Annotated in this window: 23 protein-coding genes; 21 read left to right on the top strand and 2 right to left on the bottom strand. The window is 70.6% G+C overall.

From position 1 onward, the window contains the following. Positions 1-78: 78 nt before the first annotated feature. The 4 genes from NRF20_RS36240 to nusB all read left to right on the top strand — a co-directional run bounded on the left by NRF20_RS36240 (position 79) and on the right by nusB (position 3,153). Positions 79-891, top strand: coding sequence for a Pro-rich N-terminal domain-containing protein (locus NRF20_RS36240; RefSeq protein WP_398628999.1), 813 nt, complete (start codon positions 79-81; stop codon positions 889-891). A 104-nt stretch (positions 892-995) separates the two neighbouring features. Next, positions 996-2,102 carry an aminopeptidase P family protein gene (locus tag NRF20_RS36245; protein ID WP_398628998.1) on the top strand — a complete coding sequence of 369 codons (1,107 nt, stop codon included), beginning with the start codon at positions 996-998 and terminating at the stop codon, positions 2,100-2,102. 50 nt (positions 2,103-2,152) lie between these two features. Continuing rightward, the gene (efp, locus tag NRF20_RS36250) at positions 2,153-2,719 is read left to right on the top strand and encodes an elongation factor P (protein WP_266363161.1); all 567 of its coding nucleotides are present in this window, start codon (positions 2,153-2,155) and stop codon (positions 2,717-2,719) included. 2 nt (positions 2,720-2,721) lie between these two features. Further along, on the top strand, positions 2,722-3,153 hold the full coding sequence (gene nusB / locus NRF20_RS36255; RefSeq protein WP_072484538.1) for a transcription antitermination factor NusB: 432 nt from the start codon (positions 2,722-2,724) through the stop codon (positions 3,151-3,153). A gap of 158 nt (positions 3,154-3,311) precedes the next feature. On the opposite strand, the gene bldD is transcribed toward nusB, so the two are convergent. Further along, entirely contained in the window at positions 3,312-3,812 is a 501-nt protein-coding gene (gene bldD / locus NRF20_RS36260; protein ID WP_014044812.1) for a transcriptional regulator BldD, read from the bottom strand. A gap of 222 nt (positions 3,813-4,034) precedes the next feature. On the opposite strand from bldD, the gene pyrR reads away from it, so the two are divergent. The 14 genes from pyrR (at position 4,035) to NRF20_RS36330 (ending at position 20,680) form a co-directional block, all read left to right on the top strand. Next, the gene (gene pyrR, locus NRF20_RS36265) at positions 4,035-4,619 is read left to right on the top strand and encodes a bifunctional pyr operon transcriptional regulator/uracil phosphoribosyltransferase PyrR (protein WP_114243494.1); all 585 of its coding nucleotides are present in this window, start codon (positions 4,035-4,037) and stop codon (positions 4,617-4,619) included. Between the two features lie 92 nt (positions 4,620-4,711). Then, complete coding sequence (locus NRF20_RS36270; RefSeq protein ID WP_398628997.1) at positions 4,712-5,713, top strand: aspartate carbamoyltransferase catalytic subunit; 1,002 nt, start codon at positions 4,712-4,714, stop codon at positions 5,711-5,713. A 2-nt stretch (positions 5,714-5,715) separates the two neighbouring features. After that, positions 5,716-7,002 carry a dihydroorotase gene (locus NRF20_RS36275; protein WP_266363167.1) on the top strand — a complete coding sequence of 429 codons (1,287 nt, stop codon included), beginning with the start codon at positions 5,716-5,718 and terminating at the stop codon, positions 7,000-7,002. Further along, positions 6,999-7,580 carry a hypothetical protein gene (locus NRF20_RS36280; RefSeq protein WP_266363169.1) on the top strand — a complete coding sequence of 194 codons (582 nt, stop codon included), beginning with the start codon at positions 6,999-7,001 and terminating at the stop codon, positions 7,578-7,580. The genes NRF20_RS36275 and NRF20_RS36280 overlap by 4 nt, the downstream gene beginning before the upstream one ends. Then, positions 7,577-8,719 carry a glutamine-hydrolyzing carbamoyl-phosphate synthase small subunit gene (gene carA / locus NRF20_RS36285; protein ID WP_383077915.1) on the top strand — a complete coding sequence of 381 codons (1,143 nt, stop codon included), beginning with the start codon at positions 7,577-7,579 and terminating at the stop codon, positions 8,717-8,719. The genes NRF20_RS36280 and carA overlap by 4 nt, the downstream gene beginning before the upstream one ends. Then, positions 8,712-12,020: a carbamoyl-phosphate synthase large subunit gene (carB, locus tag NRF20_RS36290; protein ID WP_398628995.1), complete on the top strand. Its 3,309-nt coding sequence runs from the start codon at positions 8,712-8,714 to the stop codon at positions 12,018-12,020. The genes carA and carB overlap by 8 nt, the downstream gene beginning before the upstream one ends. Before the next feature lie 65 nt (positions 12,021-12,085). Beyond that, positions 12,086-13,195: a quinone-dependent dihydroorotate dehydrogenase gene (locus NRF20_RS36295; protein WP_413753948.1), complete on the top strand. Its 1,110-nt coding sequence runs from the start codon at positions 12,086-12,088 to the stop codon at positions 13,193-13,195. Continuing rightward, positions 13,192-14,031 (top strand): orotidine-5'-phosphate decarboxylase, encoded by an 840-nt coding sequence (gene pyrF, locus NRF20_RS36300; RefSeq protein WP_398628993.1) that lies wholly within the window; start codon positions 13,192-13,194, stop codon positions 14,029-14,031. Before NRF20_RS36295 ends, pyrF begins: the two co-directional genes overlap by 4 nt. Positions 14,032-14,275: 244 nt before the next feature. Then, positions 14,276-14,599, top strand: coding sequence for an integration host factor (locus NRF20_RS36305; protein ID WP_014157387.1), 324 nt, complete (start codon positions 14,276-14,278; stop codon positions 14,597-14,599). Between the two features lie 38 nt (positions 14,600-14,637). Beyond that, positions 14,638-15,255, top strand: a complete 618-nt coding sequence (gene gmk, locus NRF20_RS36310; protein WP_266363178.1) for a guanylate kinase — start codon at positions 14,638-14,640, stop codon at positions 15,253-15,255. A gap of 80 nt (positions 15,256-15,335) precedes the next feature. Further along, a complete protein-coding gene (rpoZ, locus tag NRF20_RS36315; RefSeq protein ID WP_003970369.1) occupies positions 15,336-15,608 on the top strand; it encodes a DNA-directed RNA polymerase subunit omega in 273 nt (90 codons plus the stop codon). Positions 15,609-15,740: 132 nt separating this feature from the next. Further along, positions 15,741-16,943 carry a bifunctional phosphopantothenoylcysteine decarboxylase/phosphopantothenate--cysteine ligase CoaBC gene (coaBC, locus tag NRF20_RS36320; RefSeq protein WP_398628992.1) on the top strand — a complete coding sequence of 401 codons (1,203 nt, stop codon included), beginning with the start codon at positions 15,741-15,743 and terminating at the stop codon, positions 16,941-16,943. Positions 16,944-17,185: 242 nt separating this feature from the next. Continuing rightward, the gene (metK, locus tag NRF20_RS36325) at positions 17,186-18,409 is read left to right on the top strand and encodes a methionine adenosyltransferase (RefSeq protein WP_114243484.1); all 1,224 of its coding nucleotides are present in this window, start codon (positions 17,186-17,188) and stop codon (positions 18,407-18,409) included. A gap of 126 nt (positions 18,410-18,535) precedes the next feature. Then, on the top strand, positions 18,536-20,680 hold the full coding sequence (locus tag NRF20_RS36330) for a primosomal protein N' (protein WP_398628991.1): 2,145 nt from the start codon (positions 18,536-18,538) through the stop codon (positions 20,678-20,680). 81 nt (positions 20,681-20,761) lie between these two features. On the opposite strand, the gene NRF20_RS36335 is transcribed toward NRF20_RS36330, so the two are convergent. After that, a complete protein-coding gene (locus tag NRF20_RS36335; RefSeq protein WP_413753949.1) occupies positions 20,762-21,301 on the bottom strand; it encodes a hypothetical protein in 540 nt (179 codons plus the stop codon). A gap of 229 nt (positions 21,302-21,530) precedes the next feature. On the opposite strand from NRF20_RS36335, the gene fmt reads away from it, so the two are divergent. The 3 genes from fmt to rpe all read left to right on the top strand — a co-directional run bounded on the left by fmt (position 21,531) and on the right by rpe (position 24,971). Further along, complete coding sequence (fmt, locus tag NRF20_RS36340) at positions 21,531-22,463, top strand: methionyl-tRNA formyltransferase (RefSeq protein ID WP_398628989.1); 933 nt, start codon at positions 21,531-21,533, stop codon at positions 22,461-22,463. Between the two features lie 72 nt (positions 22,464-22,535). Further along, on the top strand, positions 22,536-23,969 hold the full coding sequence (locus NRF20_RS36345; protein ID WP_398628988.1) for an RsmB/NOP family class I SAM-dependent RNA methyltransferase: 1,434 nt from the start codon (positions 22,536-22,538) through the stop codon (positions 23,967-23,969). 318 nt (positions 23,970-24,287) lie between these two features. Continuing rightward, positions 24,288-24,971 carry a ribulose-phosphate 3-epimerase gene (rpe, locus tag NRF20_RS36350; RefSeq protein ID WP_398628987.1) on the top strand — a complete coding sequence of 228 codons (684 nt, stop codon included), beginning with the start codon at positions 24,288-24,290 and terminating at the stop codon, positions 24,969-24,971. Positions 24,972-24,992 lie beyond the last annotated feature (21 nt).

Here is a 24,992-nt window from a genome sequence, read left to right on the forward strand (position 1 = left end):
TCCCTCAGTGGCGGCCGGGGACGGTACGGTTGCCGTTCCACCAGCGCCAGTTGCCTGTACGAGACGGAGTGGCACCGGATGCAGCACGCAGTGGGGGCCCCGCTGCCGCCGCCCCAAGGCCCCGGAAGCGGACCTGTCGGCTGGACGCACCAGGCCCAGCACCCCGGACCGCCGGGGCCGCCACCCACCACCCCTCCCACGCCCCAGGGCTGGAGCGGACCCGCCCCGCAGCACGCCCCCGCGCCTCCCTCCAGGGAGACCACCGGGCACATCCAGTTGCCGCCCGGCGGGCCCGTCCCGCTGCCCGCGCCGCCCGCCGAGCCCGGCACCGGCAACGCGACCCTCGCCGTTCTCCTGATCGGCCCCGCGGGCGCAGGCAAGACCACCGTGGCCAAGCTCTGGGCCGGCCGCCGCCGGGTTCCCACGGCGCACGTCAGCCTCGACGACGTCCGCGAATGGGTCTGCTCCGGCTTCGCCGACCCCCAGGCCGGGTGGAACGACCACTCCGAGGCCCAGTACCGTCTCGCCCGTCGCACCTGCGGCTTCGCCGCCCGCAACTTCCTCGCCAACGGGATCTCCTGCATCCTGGACGACGCCGTCTTCCCGGACCGGCCGGTCGTCGGCCTCGGCGGCTGGAAACGCCATGTCGGCCCCGGACTGCTGCCCGTCGTTCTGCTGCCCGGCCTGGAGATCGTGCTGGAGCGCAACGCCGCCCGCAGCGGGAACCGCCGCCTCTCGGACGAGGAGGTCGCCCGCATCCACGGCCGGATGGCCGGGTGGTACGGCTCCGGACTACCGATCATCGACAACTCGACGTACGACGTGGAGACCACCGCCCGTGTCCTGGACGACATACTCGCCCGCTCCATAACCAGCCCCCCGGCCTGGTGAACCGCCCTCGGGCGGTGTTCCCGGTCCGGGGACGGGCCCGGCCGCGGCCCCCGGTCGGATGCGCTGACCGAGCAGGCCTGCGCCACCGCTCGTAGGCTCGTGACATGTCAGACGTGTACGCCGTCCGCCGCGAGCTGCTCCGCGACCGGTGCGCCGCCGTCGGATCCGCGGCCGCTCTGGTCTCCCGCCCCGCCAACGTCCGCTATCTCGCGGGCGGAGCGCCCCCGGGCGCCGTGCTGCTGCTCGGCCCCGGTGAGGACGTCCTGCTCTGCCCCCACGCCCCGACCGGCGATCCCGCCGACGGGCGCACCGACGATCAGCTGCGGGTGTCACTGATGCCGACCACCGACGGCGATCCGGTGGTCGCGGCCGCCGGTCTGGCCACCTCCTTCGGTGCGGAGTCCCTGGCCGTCGAGGAACACCATCTGACGGTCTCCCGCCACCGGGCCATGAGCTCGGTCGCCCCGCGACTGCGGCTCGCCGATCTCGGTGCCACCGTCGAGCAGCTGCGGGTCGTCAAGGACGAGGAGGAGATCGCCTGTCTGCGGATCGCCGCCGAGATCACCGACCAGGCCCTGGGCGAACTCCTCGAATCCATCCTGGTGGGCCGCACAGAACGGCATCTCGCCCTGGAGCTGGAGCGCCGCCTGGTGGACCACGGCGCCGACGGCCCCGCTTTCGCCACTTCCGTGGCCACCGGGCCGAACTCCGGCCAGGGCCGCCACCGCCCCTCGGACCGGCGGGTGGAGGAGGGGGATTTCCTCTCCGTCTGCCTGGGCGCGAACTATCGCGGCTACCGTTGCGAGATCGGCCGTACGTTCGTCATCGGGACCGCGCCCGCCGACTGGCAGATCGAGCTCTACGACCTGGTTTTCGCCGCTCAGCGGGCCGGGCGCGAGGCTCTCGTGCCGGGGGCCGCCTACCGCGATGTGGACCGTGCGGCCCGTTATCTCCTGGACTCCGCGGGCCACGGCGGGGGCCTCGCACCATGGACCGGGCACGGGGTGGGGCTCGAAATCGACGAGGACCCGCAGCTGGCACCTGCAGCCATGGGTAAACTGGACGCTTGTGTGCCGGTCACCGTCGAACCGGGGGTCCACCTCCCGGGCCGGGGCGGGGTCCGGATCGATGACACGCTCGTCGTGCGCCCCGAGGCGGACGGCGGACCCGAGCTACTCACCATTACGACCAAGGAGCTGCTCGCGCTCTAGCGCGCATCCTCGGTCGTTCCACCAGCTTCAGTCCAGGAGATTCCGCAACCGTGGCTTCCACGAACGACCTCAAGAACGGCCTGGTGCTCAAGCTCGACGGAGGCCAGCTCTGGTCCGTCGTCGAGTTCCAGCACGTCAAGCCCGGCAAGGGCCCGGCCTTCGTGCGCACCAAGCTCAAGAACGTGCTCTCCGGCAAGGTCGTCGACAAGACGTTCAACGCCGGCGTGAAGGTCGAGACGGCCACCATCGACCGTCGCGACATGCAGTTCTCGTACATGGACGGCGAGTACTTCGTCTTCATGGACATGGACACGTATGACCAGCTCATGGTCGACCGCAAGGCCGTCGGCAACGCTGCCAACTTCCTGATCGAGGGCTTCACCGCCTCCGTCGCCCAGCACGAGGGCGAGGTGCTCTACGTCGAGCTGCCCGCCGCCGTCGAGCTGACCGTCAAGCACACCGACCCGGGCGTCCAGGGCGACCGCTCCACCGGTGGCACCAAGCCCGCCACGCTGGAGACCGACTACGAGATCGGCGTCCCGCTCTTCATCACCACGGGTGAGAAGATCAAGGTCGACACCCGCACGGGCGACTACCTCGGCCGGGTGAACAGCTAACCGTGGCTGCCCGGAACAAGGCCCGCAAGCGCGCCTTCCAGATCCTCTTCGAGGCCGACCAGCGCGGTGAGTCCGTGCAGACGGTCCTCGCGGACTGGGTGCGGCACTCGCGGGCCGACAACCGTCAGCCGCCGGTCACCGAGTACACGATGGAGCTCGTCGAGGGGTACGCGCAGTACGCGGACCGGATCGACGACCTCATCGTGACCTACGCCGTGGACTGGGAGATCGACCGCATGCCGGTCGTCGACCGGAACATCCTGCGCCTCGGTGCGTACGAGCTGATCTGGGTGGACGGGACCCCGGACGCAGTGGTGATCGACGAGGCGGTCCAGCTCGCCAAGGAGTTCTCCACCGATGACTCCCCGTCCTTCGTGAACGGGCTGCTGGCCCGGTTCAAGGACCTCAAGCCGAACCTCCGCCGGGAGCAGTAGCCTCCGGCGGCGTTCAGCCAACGAAGGGCCCGCGGTCTTTTGACCGTGGGCCCTTCGGCGCGTGGGAGGCCGGTTTTCGGCAACAAAAAGCCGTGTCGGCGCGGGCACCCGAAAGGGTGAATCCGTGCCGACACGGCGGTACGTTTCTGCGAGAGGTGTCAGCCCTCTTCGTGGGCGACGGCGCGACGCGCGTCCGCGTCCAGCACGCCCCAGCTGATCAGCTGTTCCGTGAGCACGGACGGCGACTGGTCGTAGATCACGGCCAGCGTGCGCAGGTCGTCCTGGCGGATCGAGAGCACCTTGCCGTTGTAGTCGCCGCGCTGGCTCTGGATCGTCGCCGCGTAGCGCTGCAGCGGCCCGGCCTTCTCCGGCGGGACGTGGGCGAGGCGCTCCAGGTCCAGAACGAGCTTCGGCGGCGGCTCGGCGGCTCCGCCGGGCGTCGTGCCGGGCAGGAGCTCCTGCACCGGGACTCCGTAGAAATCAGCGAGTTCGGCAAGGCGCTGGACGGTCACGGCACGGTCGCCGCGCTCGTACGAACCGACCACGACGGCCTTCCAGCGGCCCTGGGACTTCTCCTCCACGCCATGGAGGGAGAGGCCCTGCTGAGTGCGGATGGCACGGAGTTTGGCCCCGAGCTGTTTTGCGTATTCGCTGGACATAAGGCTCCCCGGACGCTGGAACATTTTTGCGGCTGCGCCGCGTGGCTGGTAACTCACTGTGAGGTTACGCAGCGTTACTTGGATGCGTCAAGCCGAATGGTCCGGACCGGCACCTTCCGGGGGCGTGACCAGGGCGCTGTGCAAGCACTGGTAACGTTGATGACGCAATTTCGACGTCCTTTAAGGTCCGTCCAGTGAGGCGGAGAAGGAGGTCCGTTTCTTATGGACGCACAGCACGAAGCCACCGGCAATGCGGCACGCCCCGTTCTCGAGGCTCCCGACATCGCCCGAGTACTGACCCGAATCGCCCACGAGATCGTCGAACGCGCCAAGGGCGCCGACGACGTGGTGCTCCTCGGTATCCCGACGCGGGGCGTCTTCCTCGCCGGTCGGCTCGCCGAAAAACTCCAAGAGATCACCGGCCGGAAGATGCCGGTCGGGTCACTCGACATCACGATGTACCGAGACGACCTGCGGCTGCGCCCTGCGCGCGCCCTGGCCCGCACCGAGATCCCCGGCGAGGGTATCGAGGGCCGCCTGGTCGTCCTCGTCGACGATGTCCTCTTCTCGGGCCGCACGATCCGCGCAGCGCTCGACGCGCTGGGCGATATCGGCCGGCCCCGCGCGGTGCAGCTCGCGGTCCTCGTCGACCGCGGTCACCGCGAACTCCCGATCCGTGCCGACTACGTCGGCAAGAACCTCCCCACGTCGCTGCGGGAGACGGTCAAGGTCCAGCTCGCCGAGGAGGACGGCCGCGACGCCGTGCTGCTCGGTGTCCAGCAGACCGCCCCGGCGGGCGAGCAGTAGCTGCACTTCACCCGTACGGAGTACCTCGAACCCGTACGGCAGTTTCCGCACGCCCGCATGCCTGAAACCTCCAGCCACCCGGAGACACCCAGATGAAGCGTCACCTCATCTCGGCCGCCGACCTCACCCGCGACGACGCCGTCCTGATCCTCGACACCGCCGAGGAAATGGCACGGGTCGCGGACCGGCCGATCAAGAAGCTCCCCACCCTGCGCGGCCGTACCGTCGTCAACCTCTTCTTCGAGGACTCGACGCGTACCCGCATCTCCTTCGAGGCCGCCGCCAAGCGCCTCTCCGCCGATGTCATCAACTTCTCCGCGAAGGGCTCGTCCGTCTCCAAGGGCGAGTCGCTCAAGGACACCGCGCTGACCCTGGAGGCGATGGGCGCCGACGCCGTCGTCATCCGGCACGGTGCCTCCGGTGCCCCGTACCGCCTCGCCACCTCCGGCTGGATCGACGGCGCCGTCGTCAACGCCGGTGACGGCACCCACGAGCACCCCACCCAGGCCCTCCTGGACGCCTTTACCCTGCGCCGCCGCCTTGTCGGGGCCGACGCCGGTATCGGCCGGGACCTCGAAGGCCGCCGGGTCACCATCGTCGGCGACATCCTGCACAGCCGGGTGGCCCGCTCCAACGTCCACCTGCTGACCACGCTCGGCGCGCACGTCACGCTGGTCGCCCCGCCGACTCTCGTCCCGGTCGGCGTCGAGCAGTGGCCGTGCGATGTCAGCTACAGCCTCGACGAGGTGCTGCCGAAGTCCGACGCGGTGATGATGTTGCGTGTGCAGCGCGAACGGATGAACGCCGCGTACTTCCCGACCGAGCGCGAGTACTCCCGCCGCTACGGCCTGGACGGCGACCGCATGGCGAAGATGCCCGAGGACGCCATCGTCATGCACCCCGGTCCGATGGTCCGCGGCATGGAGATCACCGCCGAGGTCGCCGACTCCGACCGGTGCACGGTCGTCGAGCAGGTCGCCAACGGCGTCTCGATCCGCATGGCCGTCCTGTACCTGCTGCTGGGCGGTTCCGAGCCGGCCGCCCCGGCTCACCCGTCGACCGCCACCCCCGCCCGTACCGAGGAGAACAAGTAACCATGAGCAAGATCCTTATCCGCGGCGCGAAGGTCCTCGGCGGCGAATCCCAGGACGTCCTGATCGACGGCGAGACCATCGCCGCGGTCGGCACCGGCATCGAGGCCGGTGACGCGACCGTCGTCGAGGCCGAGGGCCAGATCCTGCTGCCCGGCCTGGTCGACCTCCACACCCATCTGCGCGAGCCCGGCCGCGAGGACTCCGAGACCGTCCTCACCGGGACGAAGGCGGCGGCCGTCGGTGGCTTCACCGCCGTGCATGCCATGGCCAACACCTTCCCGGTCGCCGACACCGCCGGTGTCGTCGAGCAGGTCTGGCGGCTCGGCAAGGAGTCCGGCTACTGCGACGTGCAGCCGATCGGCGCCGTCACTGTCGGCCTGGAGGGCAAGAAGCTCGCCGAGCTCGGCGCCATGCACGATTCGGCCGCCGGAGTGAAAGTCTTCTCCGACGACGGCAAGTGCGTCGACGACGCGGTGATCATGCGCCGTGCGCTGGAGTACGTGAAGGCCTTCGACGGTGTCGTCGCCCAGCACGCCCAGGAGCCCCGCCTCACCGAGGGCGCCCAGATGAACGAGGGCATCGTCTCCGCGGAACTCGGTCTCGGCGGCTGGCCCGCCGTCGCCGAGGAGTCGATCATCGCTCGCGACGTACTGCTCGCCGCCCACGTCGGCTCCCGGGTGCACATCTGCCACCTGTCGACCGCCGGCTCCGTCGAGATCGTCCGCTGGGCCAAGTCCAAGGGCTGGAACGTCACCGCCGAGGTCACCCCGCACCACCTGCTCCTCACCGACGAGCTCGTACGGTCCTACAACCCGGTCTACAAGGTGAACCCGCCGTTGCGCACCGAGGCCGACGTCATGGCCCTGCGCGAGGCGCTCGCCGACGGCACCATCGACTGCGTCGCCACCGACCACGCCCCGCACCCGCACGAGGACAAGGACTGCGAGTGGGCCGCCGCCGCCATGGGCATGGTGGGCCTGGAGACCGCGCTCTCCGTCGTCCAGCAGACGATGGTCGACACCGGCCTCATCGACTGGGCGGGCGTCGCCGACCGGATGTCGTTCCGTCCGGCCGCCATCGGCCGTCTCGACGGACACGGCCGGCCCGTCTCGGCCGGTGAGCCTGCCAACCTCACGCTGGTCGATCCGGCATACCGTGGTGTGGTGGACCCCGCGGGCTTCGCCTCCCGCAGCCGCAACACTCCCTACGAGGGTCGCGAGCTGCCGGGCCGAGTCACCCACACCTTCCTGCGGGGCCGTGCCACGGTCGTCGACGGGAAGCTCGCGTGACATCACTCACCCCCCTGTACCTCCAGCTCGCCGCCGAGCAGAAGTCGGCCGAAGTGACCGACTGGTCCGCTCGCATCAGCTGGGTCATCGGACTGATCGTCCTCATCGCCTTCGTCTACTGGCTGATGCGCCAGGGATGGAAGTGGCGGGGGAGTCTCCAGTCCGATCTGCCGGAACTCAGCTCCACCCCGGAGGGGTTCGCGGACGGCGAGAAGCTGCTGACGCTGACCGGCAGGTACCACGCCTCGACGACCGCCGGGCAGTGGCTCGACCGGATCGTCGCCCACGGCCTCGGTACCCGCAGCCGCGTCGAGCTCACCCTGACCGACCAGGGCCTCGACGTCGTACGACCCGGAGCAGCCGACTTCTTCGTCCCGGCCGCCGCACTGCGTGAGGCCCGGCTCGACAAGGGCATCGCGGGCAAGGTCCTCCCCGAGGGCGGCCTGCTGATCATCACCTGGGCGCACGGCGACAAGCTGATCGACTCCGGTTTCCGCTCCGACCACTCGGCCGAGCACCCGGCCTGGGTCGAGGCCATCGAACAACTCACCAGCACTACGGAAGGCACCGCACGATGACGATCTCCACCCGGGGAGCCGCCAAAGCTCCCGCCGTACTCGTCCTGGAGGACGGCCGCGCCTTCCGCGGCCGTGCCTACGGGGCCGTGGGGGAGACCTTCGGCGAGGCGGTGTTCTCCACCGGCATGACCGGCTACCAGGAGACGCTGACCGACCCCTCGTACCACCGTCAGGTCGTCGTGATGACCGCCCCGCACGTCGGCAACACCGGTGTGAACGACGAGGACCCCGAGTCGAAGCGGATCTGGGTCGCCGGATACGTCGTCCGCGACCCCGCCCGGGTTCCCTCCAACTGGCGCTCGCAGCGCTCGCTCGACGAGGAGCTGGAGCACCAGGGCGTCGTCGGCATCAGCGGCATCGACACCCGCGCCCTCACCCGCCACCTGCGCGAGCGCGGCGCCATGCGCGTCGGCATCTTCTCCGGTGACGCCATCGCCGACGAGGCCACGCTGCTGGCCCGCGTCAAGGAAGCCCCCGAGATGGTGGGCGCCGACCTCTCCACCGAGGTCGCGACCAAGGAGACGTACGTCGTCCCGGCCATCGGCACCAAGAAGTTCACCGTCGCCGCGATCGACCTCGGCATCAAGGGCATGACCCCGCACCGGATGGCCGAGCGCGGCATCGAGGTGCACGTCCTGCCCGCCACCGCCACCCTCGACGAGGTGTACGCGGTCGAGCCCGACGGAGTCTTCTTCTCCAACGGCCCCGGCGACCCGGCCACCGCCGACCACCCGGTCTCCGTCATGCAGGGCGTCCTGGAGCGGAAGACGCCGCTCTTCGGTATCTGCTTCGGCAACCAGATCCTGGGCCGCGCCCTCGGCTTCGGCACCTACAAGCTGAAGTACGGCCACCGCGGCATCAACCAGCCGGTGCAGGACCGCACGACCGGCAAGGTCGAGGTCACCGCGCACAACCACGGCTTCGCCGTCGACGCCCCGCTGGACAAGGTGTCCGACACGAAGTTCGGCCGCGCCGAGGTCTCCCACGTCTGCCTGAACGACCAGGTCGTCGAGGGGCTGCAGCTCCTCGACCAGCCGGCCTTCAGCGTCCAGTACCACCCCGAAGCAGCCGCGGGCCCGCACGACGCCGCGTACCTCTTCGACCGCTTCGTATCCCTGATGGAGGGCCAGCGTGCCTAAGCGCTCCGATATCCAGTCCGTCCTGGTCATCGGCTCCGGCCCGATCGTCATCGGTCAGGCCGCCGAGTTCGACTACTCCGGCACCCAGGCCTGCCGCGTCCTCAAGGCCGAGGGCCTGCGCGTCATCCTGGTGAACTCCAACCCGGCGACGATCATGACCGACCCGGAGATCGCCGACGCCACGTACGTCGAGCCGATCACCCCCGAGTTCGTCGAGAAGATCATCGCCAAGGAGCGCCCCGACGCGCTGCTCCCGACGCTGGGCGGACAGACCGCGCTCAACACCGCGATCTCCATGCACGAGAACGGTGTCCTGGAGAAGTACGGCGTCGAGCTCATCGGCGCCAACGTCGAGGCCATCAACAAGGGCGAGGACCGCGATCTCTTCAAGGGCGTCGTCGAGGCGGTCAACGCAAAGATCGGCCACGGCGAGTCGGCCCGCTCGGTCATCTGCCACACGATGGACGACGTGATCCAGGGTGTCGACACGCTCGGAGGCTACCCCGTCGTCGTCCGCCCCTCCTTCACGATGGGCGGCGCCGGCTCCGGCTTCGCCCACGACGAGGAGGAGCTGCGCCGGATCGCCGGTCAGGGCCTCACGCTCTCCCCGACCACCGAGGTGCTCCTGGAGGAGTCCATCCTCGGCTGGAAGGAGTACGAGCTGGAGCTGATGCGCGACAAGCACGACAACGTCGTGGTCGTCTGCTCCATCGAGAACTTCGACCCGATGGGCGTCCACACGGGTGACTCGATCACCGTCGCCCCGGCGATGACGCTCACCGACCGCGAGTACCAGCGGCTGCGCGACATCGGCATCGCGATCATCCGCGAGGTCGGCGTCGACACCGGCGGCTGCAACATCCAGTTCGCCATCGACCCGACCGACGGCCGCGTCATCGTGATCGAGATGAACCCGCGCGTCTCCCGCTCCTCGGCGCTCGCCTCCAAGGCCACCGGCTTCCCGATCGCCAAGATCGCCGCCAAGCTGGCCGTCGGCTACACGCTCGACGAGATCCCCAACGACATCACCGAGAAGACCCCGGCCTCCTTCGAGCCGACCCTCGACTACGTCGTGGTCAAGGCCCCGCGGTTCGCCTTCGAGAAGTTCCCCTCCGCCGACTCCACCCTCACCACCACCATGAAGTCGGTGGGCGAGGCCATGGCGATCGGCCGGAACTTCACCGAGGCGCTCCAGAAGGCACTGCGCTCGCTGGAGAAGAAGGGCTCGCAGTTCTCCTTCACCGGCGAGACCGGCGACAAGGCCGAGCTGCTGGCCGAGGCGGTCCGCCCGACCGACGGCCGGATCAACACCGTCATGCAGGCGATCCGGGCCGGCGCCACCCAGGAAGAGGTTTTCGACGCCACGAAGATCGACCCCTGGTTCGTCGACCAGCTCTTCCTGATCAAGGAGATCGCCGACGAGCTGGCCGCCGCGGACGAACTCGGCCCCGAGCTGCTGGCAGAGGCCAAGCGTCACGGCTTCTCCGATGCCCAGATCGCCGACATCCGCTGCCTGCGCGAGGACGTCGTGCGCGAGGTGCGGCACGCGCTGGGCATCCGCCCGGTCTACAAGACGGTCGACACCTGCGCCGCCGAGTTCGCCGCGAAGACGCCGTACTTCTACTCCTCCTACGACGAGGAGAACGAGGTCGCTTCCCGCACCAAGCCCGCGGTGATCATCCTCGGCTCCGGCCCCAACCGCATCGGCCAGGGCATCGAGTTCGACTACTCCTGCGTCCACGCCTCCTTCGCCCTGAGCGACGCGGGCTACGAGACCGTGATGGTCAACTGCAACCCGGAGACCGTCTCCACCGACTACGACACCTCCGACCGCCTGTACTTCGAGCCCCTGACGCTCGAGGACGTGCTGGAGATCGTGCACGCCGAGTCCCTCGCGGGCCCGGTCGCCGGCGTCATCGTCCAGCTCGGCGGCCAGACCCCGCTGGGTCTGTCGCAGGCACTCAAGGACAACGGCGTACCGGTCGTCGGAACGTCCCCGGAGGCCATCCACGCCGCCGAGGACCGCGGCGCCTTCGGCCGCGTCCTGGCCGAGGCCGGACTCCCGGCCCCGAAGCACGGCACCGCCACCACGTTCGACGAGGCCAAGGCCATCGCCGACGAGATCGGCTACCCCGTCCTCGTACGCCCCAGTTACGTGCTCGGCGGCCGGGGCATGGAGATCGTGTACGACGAGACGCGGCTCTCCTCGTACATCGCCGAGTCCACCGAGATCAGCCCCACCCGGCCGGTCCTGGTCGACCGCTTCCTCGACGACGCGATCGAGATCGACGTCGACGCGCTCTACGACGGCACCGAGCTCTACCTCGGCGGCGTCATGGAGCACATCGAGGAGGCCGGCATCCACTCCGGTGACTCCGCCTGCGCGCTGCCCCCGATCACGCTCGGCGGCTACGACATCAAGCGGCTGCGCACCTCCACCGAGGGCATCGCCAAGGGCGTCGGCGTACGCGGACTGATCAACATCCAGTTCGCGCTCTCCGGCGACATCCTCTACGTCCTGGAGGCCAACCCGCGCGCCTCGCGCACCGTCCCCTTCACCTCGAAGGCGACCGCGGTACCGCTCGCCAAGGCCGCCGCCCGCATCTCGCTGGGCGCGACCATCGCCGAGCTGCGCGAGGAGGGTCTGCTGCCGAAGAACGGCGACGGCGGCACCCTGCCGCTCGACGCGCCGATCTCCGTCAAGGAGGCCGTCATGCCGTGGTCGCGGTTCCGCGACATCCACGGCCGCGGCGTCGACACCGTCCTCGGCCCGGAGATGCGCTCCACCGGCGAGGTCATGGGCATCGACTCGGTATTCGGCACGGCGTACGCCAAGTCGCAGGCCGGCGCGTACGGCCCGCTGCCCACCAAGGGCCGCGCGTTCATCTCCGTCGCCAACCGCGACAAGCGCTCGATGATCTTCCCGGCGCGCGAGCTGGTCGCCCACGGCTTCGAGCTGCTGGCCACCTCCGGCACCGCCGAGGTGCTCAAGCGCAACGGCATCCATGCCACGATCGTGCGCAAGCAGTCCGAGGGCGTCGGCCCGCAGGGCGAGAAGACCATCGTCCAGCTCATCCACGACGGCGAGGTCGACCTGATCGTCAACACGCCGTACGGAACGGGCGGCCGCCTCGACGGCTACGAGATCCGTACTGCGGCCGTCGCCCGGTCCGTGCCGTGCCTCACGACGGTCCAGGCACTTGCCGCCGCCGTCCAGGGCATCGACGCACTCAACCACGGAGACGTCGGCGTACGTTCCCTCCAGGAACACGCGGAACATCTGACCGCGGCGCGCGACTAGCAGGCCCAGCAGGGGGACACCGGAAACGGTGTCCCCCTCTCTGTGAGGACACCGAGGACACCCCGATGTACAAATTCTTCTTCCAGCTGGTCTTCAAGCGGATGGACCCGGAGCAGGCGCACCACCTGGCCTTCCGGTGGATCCGCCTCGCCGCCCGCATCCCCGTGCTGCGCACCTTCGTCGCCGCCGCGCTCGCCCCCCGTTACAAGGAACTGCGCACCGAGGCCCTGGGCCTGCGGATGCACGGCCCCTTCGGCCTCGCCGCCGGCTTCGACAAGAACGCCGTCGCGATCGACGGCATGTCGATGCTCGGCTTCGACCACATCGAGATCGGTACGGTCACCGGCGAGCCGCAGCCCGGCAACCCCAAGAAGCGGCTCTTCCGCCTCGTGGCGGACCGCGCGCTGATCAACCGCATGGGCTTCAACAACGAGGGCTCCGCGGCCGTGGCCGAGCGCCTGGCCACCCGCAACCCGGTCTTCCGGACCACGGTCGGCGTCAACATCGGCAAGACCAAGGTCGTGCCGGAGGCCGAAGCGGTCGGCGACTACGTGAAGTCGACCGAGCGGCTCGCCCGCCACGCCGACTACCTCGTCGTGAACGTCTCCTCGCCCAATACCCCCGGCCTGCGCAACCTCCAGGCCACCGAGGCGCTCCGGCCCCTGCTCAGCGCCGTGCGCGAGGCGGCCGACCGGACCGTCACCGACCGGCGGGTCCCCCTGCTCGTAAAGATCGCCCCCGATCTCGCGGACGAGGACGTCGACGCGGTCGCCGATCTCGCGGTCGAGCTGGGTCTGGACGGCATCATCGCCACCAACACCACCATCGCCCGGGACGGCCTCGGCCTGAAGTCCTCGCCGTCCCTGGTCAAGGAGACCGGCGGGCTGTCCGGTGCGCCTCTCAAGGCACGCTCCCTGGAGGTCCTGAGCCGCCTGTACGCGCGGGTGGGCGACCGGATCACCCTGGTCGGTGTCGGGGGCATCGAGGACGCCGAGGACGCCTGGCAGCGCATTCTCGCCGGCGCCACGCTCGTCCAGGGCTACAGCGCCTTCATCTACGAGGGCCCGTTCTACGCCCGGGCGATCCACAAGGGCCTGGCCGCGCGCCTGGCCGCCTCCCCGTACGCCACCCTCGCCGAAGCCGTCGGCGCAGAAACCAGGAAGGCCACCGCATGATCCCGGAACCGTTCGGCACACGCCTGCGCCACGCCATGGACACCCGCGGGCCGCTCTGCGTCGGCATCGACCCGCACGCCTCGCTCCTCACCGCCTGGGGCCTGAACGACGACGTCGCAGGTCTGGAGCACTTCACGCGTACGGTCGTCGAGGCACTGGCGGACCGGGTCGCCGTTCTCAAGCCGCAGTCCGCGTTCTTCGAGCGCTTCGGCTCGCGCGGCATCGCGGTCCTGGAGAAGGCCGTCGAGGAGGCGCGGGCGGCCGGTGCACTCGTCCTGATGGACGCCAAGCGCGGCGACATCGGCTCCACCATGGGCGCCTACGCGGCGACCTACCTGGACAAGGACTCGCCGCTGTTCTCGGACGCGGTCACCGTCTCGCCGTACCTCGGCTTCGGTTCGCTGCGCCCGGCGCTCGACGCGGCTGTCCTCTCCGGCGCGGGCGTCTTCGTGCTCGCCCTCACCTCCAACCCGGAGGGAGCGGAGGTTCAGCGCGCCACCGCCACCGACGGCCGTTCGCTGGCCCAGCTGATGCTCGACCACATGGCCGCCGAGAACGAGGGGGCCACCCCGCTCGGCTCCGTCGGCGCGGTGGTCGGTGCCACGCTCGGGGACGTGGGAGTGAATCTCGCCATCAACGGCCCCCTGCTCGCACCCGGGATCGGCGCCCAGGGTGCGACGCCCGCGGATCTGCCCGGTGTCTTCGGCGACGCGGTGGGCAATGTGGTGCCCAGTGTGAGCCGCGGCGTACTGAGTCAGGGACCGGACGTGGCGGGGCTGCGCGCAGCCGCCGAACGGCTCACGGACGAGGTCCGGGCGGCCGTCGCAGGTAGGTGAACATGCCACGTAACAGCGTGTTGACTGAATCCTGACCAAAAAACTCGGTTGTTATGCCTGAAATGTCCTGGTCGGCTGAGGCTGACCAGGACTTTTCGTTGGTTCTCGCTGACTCGAGCGGTCTTGGCCGCTAGTCTCCGTCGAGAGCCGACGTACACAAGTTGTCCGTCGCTCACCTGGTGTGGAGCGTCCAGCTTCCTCACCGGTCCGTATCCGACAGATCGACATCCGAGGTGACGTAGGCGTGGCTCTTCCGCCCCTTACCCCTGAACAGCGCGCAGCCGCGCTCGAAAAGGCCGCCGCGGCTCGCCGGGAGCGGGCCGAGGTCAAGAATCGACTCAAGCACTCCGGCGCCTCCCTCCACGAGGTCATCAAGCAGGGCCAGGAGAACGACGTCATCGGCAAGATGAAGGTCTCTGCCCTCCTGGAGTCCCTGCCGGGCGTGGGCAAGGTCCGCGCCAAGCAGATCATGGAGCGGCTCGGCATCTCCGAGAGCCGCCGGGTCCGGGGTCTCGGTTCCAACCAGATCGCATCCCTGGAGCGCGAGTTCGGCGGCAGCGCCGCCTGACGTTCTCAGGCACCCCTGAGAACCTGGATAATCGCTTCATGGCTGCAACATCCCGGGGGACGTCCCCCGTACCCCCGGACGTACGTCCGCGGCTGACCGTGCTCTCCGGCCCCTCGGGGGTCGGCAAGAGCACGGTCGTCGCCCATATGCGCAAGGCCCACCCCGAGGTATGGCTCTCGGTGTCGGCGACGACCCGCAAGCCGCGCCCCGGCGAGCGCAACGGTGTCCACTACTTTTTCGTGGACAACGACGAGTTCGACAAGCTGATCGCCAATGGCGAGCTGCTGGAGTGGGCCGAGTTCGCCGGCAACCGGTACGGCACGCCGCGCCGTGCCGTGCTCGACCGCCTGGAGGCGGGCGAGCCGGTGCTGCTGGAGATCGATCTCCAGGGCGCCCGGCTGGTCCGGCAGTCGATGCCGGACGCCCAGCTAGTCTTCCTGGCCCCGCCGAGCTGGGAGGAGCTGGTACGCCGGCTCACCGGCCGTGGGACCGAATCCGCCGAGGTGATCGAGCGTCGGCTCGCCGCCGCCAGGATCGAACTGGCTGCCGAGTCCGAGTTCGATACGACGCTGGTCAACACCTCCGTCGAGGACGTGGCACGTGAGCTGCTAGCCTTGATGCTGGAGGCTTCCGGCCACCGTGCCGACAGCGACTGACGCAGCCGACACGCGCGGCAGTACGGAACTCCGCACTGTCAAAGATTTCTTTGATCTTTACCCCCTTCGGAAGGCAGAGAGTGTCCTCTTCCATCACCACGCCCGAGGGCATCATCAACCCGCCGATTGATGAGCTCCTTGAGGCCACCGACTCGAAGTACAGCCTTGTGATCTACGCCGCCAAGCGCGCGCGCCAGATCAACGCGTACTACTCGCAGCTCGGCGAGGGTCTCCTGGAGTACGTCGGTCCGCTCGTCGACACCCACGTGCACGAGAAGCCGCTCTCGATCGCGCTCCGCGAGATCAACGCGGGCCTGCTCACCTCCGAGGCCATCGAGGGCCCCGCGCAGTAAGCAGGAATTGCACCTTCATCACAGGCCCGGCAGCCACGGCTGCCGGGCCTGTGGTGTGTCCGGGGCGACAGCGTCGGACCGGGTGCGGTGAGGCAGCATGGGGGTGTTCGTATCCGAGTGCGGGGAGACACAGTGGACAAGCCGAAGGTCGTTCTTGGGGTCAGCGGAGGCATCGCCGCGTACAAGGCGTGCGAGCTGCTGCGCCGGTTGACCGAATCCGGTCATGACGTGAGGGTCGTCCCGACCGAGTCGGCGCTGCACTTCGTGGGGGCGGCCACCTGGTCGGCGCTCTCGGGCCACCCGGTGTCGACGGAGGTCTGGAACGACGTCCACGAGGTGCCGCACGTCAGGATCGGGCAGGGCGCCGACCTGGTCGTCGTCGCCCCGGCCACCGCCGACATGCTCGCCAAGGCCGCCCACGGTCTCGCCGACGACCTGCTCACCAACACGCTCCTGACCGCCCGCTGTCCCGTCGTCTTCGCGCCCGCCATGCACACCGAGATGTGGGAGCACCCCGCCACCCAGGAGAACGTCGCGACGCTGCGCCGCCGCGGCGCCGTCGTCATCGAGCCCGCCGTCGGCCGGCTCACCGGCGTCGACACCGGCAAGGGCCGACTGCCCGACCCCGGGGAGATCTTCGAGGTCTGCCGCCGGGTGCTGGCCCGCGGACCCGTCGAAGCCGACCTGGCCGGCCGCCACGTCGTGATCAGCGCAGGCGGTACGCGAGAGCCGCTCGACCCGGTGCGCTATCTCGGCAACCGTTCCTCCGGCAAGCAGGGTTTCGCGCTGGCCCGCACCGCGGTCGCCCGCGGCGCCCGGGTCACGCTCATCGAGGCCAACACGGGTCTGCCGGACCCGGCCGGCGCCGACGTCCTGCACGCAGGTACCGCCATACAGCTGCGCGAGGCCGTGCTGAAGGCCGCCGCGGACGCCGATGTGGTCGTGATGGCGGCGGCGGTCGCCGACTTCCGCCCCGCCGACTACGCGACGGGGAAGATCAAGAAGAAGGACGGTCAGGAGCCCGCGCCCATCAAGCTCGTCCGCAATCCCGACATCCTCGCCGAGGTCGCCGGTGAACGCGCCCGGCCGGACCAGATCGTCGTCGGTTTCGCCGCCGAGACCGACGATGTCCTCGCCAACGGCCGCGAGAAGCTCCGCCGCAAGGGCTGCGATCTCCTCGTCGTCAATGAGGTGGGGGAGCGCAGGACATTCGGCTCCGAGGAGAACGAAGCGGTGATCCTCGCAGCCGACGGCGGCGAGACCCCGGTGCCGTTCGGTCCCAAGGAGGCACTCGCCGACACGGTCTGGGATCTCGTGTCGTCGCGGCTCGGGTGAAATTCTCGTTTCACGCCATCGTGCAAGCCAAAACCCCTGGAATATGGGCGCAAATGACTTTTACGGGAGGCGATTTTCGTACAGTGACGGGCCGTGCCGCAGGTCACAGAACTCCCAAAGGGCGAGACACGTTGTCCGCTGAGCGACAGCGACCGATAAACTGACCCAGGACCGTGCCGGGCGCAGCTCCCGGCCGTCCGCCAAATGATCAGCCAGCAGCCGCTGCAACCCCAGGGAGCGATGTGTCCCGCCGTCTCTTCACCTCGGAGTCTGTCACCGAGGGTCACCCCGACAAGATCGCTGACCAGATCAGCGACACCATTCTCGACGCCCTGCTCCGTGAGGACCCCCGGTCCCGTGTCGCCGTCGAGACCTTGATCACCACCGGTCTGGTGCATGTCGCGGGTGAGGTCACGACCAAGGCCTACGCCGACATTCCGACGCTCGTGCGCAACAAGATTCTCGAGATCGGCTACGACTCCTCGAAGAAGGGCTTCGACGGCGCCTCCTGCGGCGTCTCGGTGTCCATCGGCGCGCAGTCGCCCGACATCGCGCAGGGCGTCGACACCGCGTACGAGAAGCGGGTCGAGGGTTCCGCCGCAGGTGAAGAAGGGGACGACCTCGACAAGCAGGGTGCCGGCGACCAGGGCCTGATGTTCGGGTACGCCTGCGACGAGACGCCCGAACTCATGCCGCTCCCGATCTACCTCGCGCACCGGCTCTCGCGCCGGCTCTCCGAGGTCCGCAAGAACGGGACCATCCCGTACCTGCGCCCGGACGGCAAGACCCAGGTCACCATCGAGTACGACGGCGACAAGGCCGTCCGTCTCGACACGGTCGTCGTCTCCTCGCAGCACGCCAGCGACATCGACCTCGACTCGCTGCTCGCGCCCGACATCCGCGAGTTCGTCGTCGAGCACGTGCTCGCGCAGCTGATCGAGGACGGCATCAAGCTGGACACCGACGGCTACCGGCTGCTGGTCAACCCGACCGGGCGCTTCGAGATCGGCGGCCCGATGGGCGACGCCGGCCTGACCGGTCGCAAGATCATCATCGACACGTACGGCGGCATGGCCCGTCACGGCGGTGGCGCCTTCTCGGGCAAGGACCCGTCGAAGGTCGACCGCTCGGCCGCGTACGCCATGCGCTGGGTCGCCAAGAACGTCGTCGCCGCGGGCCTTGCCGCCCGTTGCGAGGTGCAGGTCGCATACGCGATCGGCAAGGCCGAGCCCGTCGGTCTGTTCGTCGAGACGTTCGGCACCGCCGCGGTCGAGACCGAGAAGATCGAGCACGCCATCGGCGAGGTCTTCGACCTCCGCCCGGCCGCGATCATCCGCGACCTCGACCTGCTCCGTCCGATCTACGCCCAGACCGCGGCGTACGGCCACTTCGGCCGTGAGCTTCCCGACTTCACCTGGGAGCGCACGGACCGCGTGGACGCGCTGCGCACGGCGGCCGGGCTGTAAGCCTGCCGCCCGCAGTCTGTACGCCGGGGCCCGGACGCCGCACGCGGTGTCCGGGCCCCGGTGCGTGCGGCCACCCGTTTGCTCTCGCCGGGGCCGGTGTCAGTGGTGTCTGGTAGGAATTTGGCTGTGAGCAGCGACAACGAGCGATCCGAGGACCCCGCGGGCGGGGCCCCGGAGCAGCTTGCGCTCATTCGGGAGTCGGTACGGAAGGCCAACGTGCCGCGGGCCAAGCCGCGGACCTGGCGCGGCGCCGCGCTCGCCAAGGAGCTGCCCGTCGCCCGGGTGCTGGTCAACAAGGGCGTGCTCCATCTCGACCAGTACTTCGACTACGCCGTGCCCGAGGAGCTCGACGCCGACGCACAGCCCGGAGTGCGGGTGCGGGTGCGATTCGGGGCCGGGGGGCGCAATGTCCGCGGCGGGCGGCGCGAAGGGGGCGGCCTGATCGACGGGTTCCTCGTCGAGCGGCTCGCCGAATCGGACTACGCAGGAGCCCTGGCCGCGCTCGCCTATGTCGTATCGCCCGAACCGGTGCTGGGACCGGAGCTGCTGGCCCTCTCGCGGGCTGTCGCCGACCGTTACGCGGGCAGCCTCGCCGATGTGCTGCAGCTCGCCGTGCCGCCCAGGAACGGACGGGCCGAGTCCAAGCCCTCGCCCGAGCCCCTGCCACCGCCGCCCGCGCCGTCGGCGGGGAGCTGGGAGCGGTACGCCCAGGGGCCCGCGTTCCTGCGGGCGCTGGCCGAGGGCGGCGCGCCCCGGGCCGTATGGACCGCGCTGCCCGGACCGCACTGGCCCCAGGAGATCGCCAGGGCCATGGCCGCGACGCTCGCCTCCGGGCGCGGCGCGCTGGTCGTCGTGCCGGACGGCCGGACCGCGGGGCGGGTGGACGCCGCGCTCACCGAGTTGCTCGGCGAGGGCCGCCATGCGCTGCTGACCGCCGACTCCGGACCGGAGAAGCGGTACCGGGAGTGGCTCGCCGTTCGGCGCGGCTCGGTGCGGGCGGTCGTCGGGACGAGGGCCGCGATGTTCGCACCCGTCGCCGATCTGGGCCTGGTCGCCGTCTGGGACGACGGGGACTCCAGCCACAGCGACGACAATGCCCCCTTCCCGCACGTCCGCGAGGTGCTCGAACTGCGGGCCGCGCACGGCCGGTGCGCATTCCTGCTCGGTGGTACGAACTGCACCGTGGAGGCCGCCCAGCTGGTGGAGAGCGGCTGGGCGCTGCCGCTGCGCGCGGACCGGGAGCAGCTGCGCATCGCGGCGCCCCTGGTGCGTACGGTCGGCGACGGGGAGCTGGCGCGGGACGGGGCCGCGAGGGCGGCCCGCCTGCCCAGCCTGGCCTGGCAGACAGTACGGGACGGGCTGCGCAGCGGTCCCGTCCTGGTCCAGGTGCCGCGCCGCGGATACGCACCGCGGCTGGCTTGCGAGCGCTGCCGTGAACCCGCCCGGTGCCGGCACTGTGCCGGACCGCTTCAGGCACCGGACCAGCGGGATCTCGACTGCGCCTGGTGCGGGCGGGCCGAGACCTCCTGGCACTGCGTCGCCTGCGGCTCCAACCGGCTGCGGGCCCAGATCGTCGGCGCCCGCCGCACCGCCGAGGAGCTCGGCCGGGCGTTTCCCGCGGTACCGGTACGGACGTCGGGCCGCGACCACATCCTGGACTCGGTGCCGGACGCGCCGGCACTGGTCGTCAGCACCCCCGGCGCCGAACCCGTCGCCGAGGGCGGCTACGCGGCGGCGCTGCTGCTGGACGGCTGGGCGATGGTCGGGCGCCCCGACCTGCGGGCCGGCGAGGAGGCGCTGCGCCGCTGGACGGCCGCGGCCTCGCTGGTGAGGGGGCAGCCGGAGGGCGGCACGGTGGTGATCGTCGCCGAGCCGACGCTGCGGCCCGTGCAGGCCCTGGTGCGCTGGGACCCGGTCGGACACGCCCGCCGTGAGCTGGCGGAACGGGCCGAGCTCGGCTTCCCCCCGGTGTCCCGGATGGCCTCGGTGACAGGCTCGCCGGAGGCGCTCGCCTCGTTTCTCGCGGCCGCCGAACTGCCGCCGGAGGCCGAGGTGCTCGGCCCGGTCCCGGTGCCGGGCGCCGAACCGGGCAGGCCCCGCAGGCCCTGGGACGCGCCGCCGGGGGAGTCCTGGGAGCGGGCGCTGCTCAGGGTGCCGCCGGGGAGCGGGGCGGCGCTCGCGGCCGCGCTGAAGGCGGCGCAGGCGGCGCGGATGTCCCGGGGAGGCGGGGCGCAGGTCCGGATCAGGGTGGATCCGCCGGACATCGGGTGACGGCTCGGTGGGTGAGGCCGGACGAGGAGATGCGGCTGCCCCGCCGTGCATCGGGCGCGGCGGGGCAGGGGTGGGATGGTGTCAGCCGTTGCGTGGGCCGGGGAAGATGCCCGGGCGCACGTCCTCACGCAGGGACGGGCGGGCCACCGACGGCTGCGGGGGCATGGAGCGTGCGGCGGGCACCGCGGGCGCATCGGCGGAGCCGGGCGCGATGGGCAGGGGGCGCGGCACCGCGGTCTCCGCGGTGGCCTCGGCCGTTCCCGGCTGCTGGGCGTTGCGGCGGGCGCCGTAGCGGCGGTGCACCGCCTGCTTGGTTACCCCGAGCGCGGAGCCCACCGCGTCCCAGGAGAAGCCCAGCGAGCGGTCGAAGTCCACTGCCGCGGTGACCAGGGTCTCGACACTGTCCCGCAGCTCCTGGGCCAGCCTGACGGTGGGGGCCGGGGCCCTGCCGTAGACGACGAAGCCCGTGGACGGGCCGGAGCGGCGCGGACGGTAGACGTTGCCCAGTTGGGCGGTGAGCGTGCGCAGCGCGTCCACCTGCCGCCGGACCCGCTCGATGTCCCGCACCAACAGATGCAGGCTGGCCCGCGCTTGGGCGTCGTGGGTTGCGTGGTCGGCCATGAAGAAGCCTCTCGAACCGGCATTGAAAGGGATCGGGCCGCACCGTGGCGGCTCGCTTCGGTCAATCTCTCTTGACCAACGCGTCAGCCGGGGATCTGGTCACGGTGCAGGGGCGCGTGTGCATATCCAAGGGGCGCGCAGTCCTGCGTACGCCCCCTGGTCGCCCGGCCCATAGACTTGTGCGTTGCTCGTCACCGTACGTTTCGGCCCGAGAGGCAGTCAGCCACCCATGAAGCTCGTCTTCGCAGGCACCCCCGAGGTAGCCGTACCCGCCCTGGACGCCCTGATCTCCTCCGGCCGGCACGAGGTGGCCGCCGTCGTCACCCGGCCCGACGCCCCCGCCGGGCGAGGCCGCCGCCTGGTCGCCAGCCCCGTCGCCGAGCGCGCCGAGGAGGCCGGGATCGAGGTGCTCAAGCCCGCCCGGCCGCGTGACGAGGACTTCCTGGCGCGGCTGCGGGAGATCGGCCCTGATTGCTGTCCGGTCGTCGCCTACGGAGCGCTGCTGCCCAAGACCACGCTCGACGTGCCCGCCCGCGGCTGGGTCAACCTCCACTTCTCGCTGCTGCCCGCCTGGCGCGGCGCGGCCCCCGTACAGCACGCGATCATGGCCGGGGACGAGGTGACCGGTGCATCGACCTTCCTGATCGAGGAGGGGCTCGACTCCGGCCCGGTGTACGGCGTCCTCACCGAAGAGGTACGGCCTACCGACACCAGCGGTGACCTGCTCACCCGGCTGGCGTTCGCGGGTGCGGGGCTGCTCGTCGCGACCATGGACGGCATCGAGGACGGCACGCTGCACGCCGTATCGCAGCCCGCCGAGGGCGTCACCCTCGCACCGAAGATCACCGTCGAGGACGCCCAGGTGCAGTGGTCCGCCCCTGCCCTGCGGGTCGACCGGGTGGTGCGCGGCTGCACTCCCGCTCCCGGGGCGTGGACGCTGTTCCGCGGGGAGCGGCTGAAGGTGATCCAGGCGGTGCCCGTGCTGGACCGTGCCGATCTGGCGCCCGGCGAGCTGTCGGCGGCCAAGAACAATGTGTACGTGGGCACCGGATCGCACGCCGTCGAGCTGCTCTGGGTCCAGCCGCAGGGCAAGAAGCCGATGCGGGCCGCGGACTGGGCCCGCGGGGTGCGGATCGTCCACGGCGAGCTGCTGGGGATCTAGCGGAATCCCGGGCCGGGCGGCGACGTACGCTGGGAGGGTTCGTCCTCTCACCATCAGCGGAGCACCTTTCACGTGAACGACCAGCAGCGTCGCCGTCCCGCCAAGCCGCATCGCCGCCCCAAGAAGGACCCCGTCCGGTTCCTCGCCTTCGAAGCGCTCAGGGCCGTCGACGAACGCGATGCGTATGCCAACCTCGTCCTTCCTCCGCTGCTGAAGAAGGCCCGTGCCAAGGGAGACTTCGACAACAGGGACGCGGCGCTGGCGACCGAACTGGTCTACGGGACGCTGCGTCGCCAGGGGACGTACGACGCGATCGTCGCGGCCTGCATCGACCGGCCGCTGCGCGAGGTCGACCCGCCGGTCCTCGATGTGCTCAACATGGGCGTGCACCAGCTGCTCGGTACCCGTATCCCCACCCACGCGGCGGTCTCCGCCAGCGTGGAGCTGGCCCGTGTGGTGCTCGGCGAAGGGCGGGCCAAGTTCGTCAACGCCGTGCTCCGGAAGGTCTCCGCGGACGACCTCGACGGCTGGGTGGCGCGTGTCGCCCCGTCGTACGACGAGGACGCCGAGGACCACCTCGCGGTCGTGCACTCGCATCCGCGTTGGGTCGTGTCCGCGCTCTGGGACGCACTGGGCGGCGGCCGTGCCGGGATCGAGGACCTCCTCGAAGCGGACAACGAACGGCCCGAGGTCACCCTGGTCGCCCGCCCCGGCCGCTCCACCACCGACGAACTGCTCACCGCCCTCGGTGACGAGAACGGCCTGCCCGGCCGCTGGTCGCCCTATGCCGTACGGATGGCGGAGGGCGGCGAGCCAGGCGCGCTGACCGCCGTGCAGGAGGGTCGGGCCGGGGTCCAGGACGAGGGCAGCCAACTGGTGGCCGCCGCCCTCGCCAACGCACCGCTGGAGGGCAGTGACACCCGGTGGCTCGACGGCTGTGCGGGGCCCGGCGGCAAGGCCGCCCTGCTCGGCGCACTCGCCGCCGGACGAGGTGCCGCCCTGCTCGCCGCCGAGAAGCAGCCGCACCGGGCCCGCCTCGTAGCGCGCGCGCTGGCCGGCAACCCCGGCCCGTACCAGGTGATCACCGCTGACGGAACCCGCCCGCCGTGGCAGCCCGGCACCTTCGACCGGATCCTGATGGACGTCCCGTGTTCGGGCCTCGGCGCGCTGCGCCGCCGCCCGGAGGCGCGCTGGCGGCGCCGCCCGGAGGACCTGGAGAGCTTCGCCCCGCTGCAACGCGGTCTGCTGCGTGAGGCGTTGAAGGCGGTGCGGGTCGGCGGCATCGTCGGTTACGCGACCTGCTCACCGCATCTCGCGGAGACCCGGGTCGTCGTCGAGGACGTGCTCAAGGGGCGTGGCGGCCCGCCGGTCGATGCGGAGTGGGTCGATGCCCGCCCGCTGATGCCGGGAGTGCCCGCGCTGGGTGACGGTCCCGACGTCCAGCTGTGGCCGCATCTGCACGGCACCGACGCGATGTATCTGGCACTGCTGCGCCGGACCGCCTGAGGCAGGCCGGGGGCCGCGCGAGGCCGGCAGGCGGTCAGGGTCCGACGGCATGTGCGACCGGGCACGGGTACTGGCCGCCGCCGGGACCGGCCGCCCGCCGGATTCGGTGTCCGGCCCGTCGGCGGGACGCCCTCCGCCGTATGCCGGAAGCAGGCTCACCGCCTCCGGGCCCCGTACCGCCCCCGAAGGGCCCGACGCGGGCTGAAACGCCCGTATCGCACGGCCGGGAGGCCTGGATTCCGCGAACTGTAATGATCCCGTGAGGCTTTGGCCCGCACCAGGGCGGGGAAGTGGCGCGGAACATGGCAGGCTTGGCACATGGCCCAGATCAACCCCAGCATCCTGTCCGCCGACTTCGCCCGTCTCGCCGAGGAGGCGAAGGCAGTCGAAGGTGCCGACTGGCTCCACGTCGATGTGATGGACAACCACTTTGTGCCCAATCTGACCCTCGGCGTGCCGATCGTGGAATCGCTCGGCCGGGCCACGGACACTCCGCTGGACTGCCATCTGATGATCGAGGACCCGGACCGCTGGGCGCCGCAGTACGTCGAGGCGGGCGCAGGTTCCGTCACCTTCCACGTGGAGGCCGCGGCAGCCCCCGTACGGCTGGCGCGGGAGATCCGGGCCAAGGGCGCCCGCGCCTCCATGGCGCTCAAGCCCGCGACGCCCATCGAGCCGTACGAGGACCTGCTCCCCGAACTCGACATGCTGCTGATCATGACGGTGGAGCCGGGCTTCGGCGGCCAGGCTTTCCTGGACATCATGCTGCCCAAGATCCGCCGCACCCGTGAGCTGATCTCCAAGCACGGCCTCGAACTGTGGCTCCAGATCGACGGCGGCGTCTCCGAGTCCACCATCGAGCGCTGTGCCGAGGCCGGTGCGGATGTTTTCGTCGCGGGTTCGGCGGTGTACGGGGCCGAGGACCCGGCCGAAGCGGTGCGCGCCCTGCGCGCCAAGGCGGAAGCGGCCACCGCCTCGGCGGCCTGGGCGTGCCGCCACTGAGGCCGGAACCGGCGCCGGAAC

Source organism: Streptomyces sp. R-74717 (assembly GCF_047305335.1).
In the GTDB taxonomy this organism is placed as follows: Bacteria; Actinomycetota; Actinomycetes; order Streptomycetales; family Streptomycetaceae; genus Streptomyces; species Streptomyces atratus.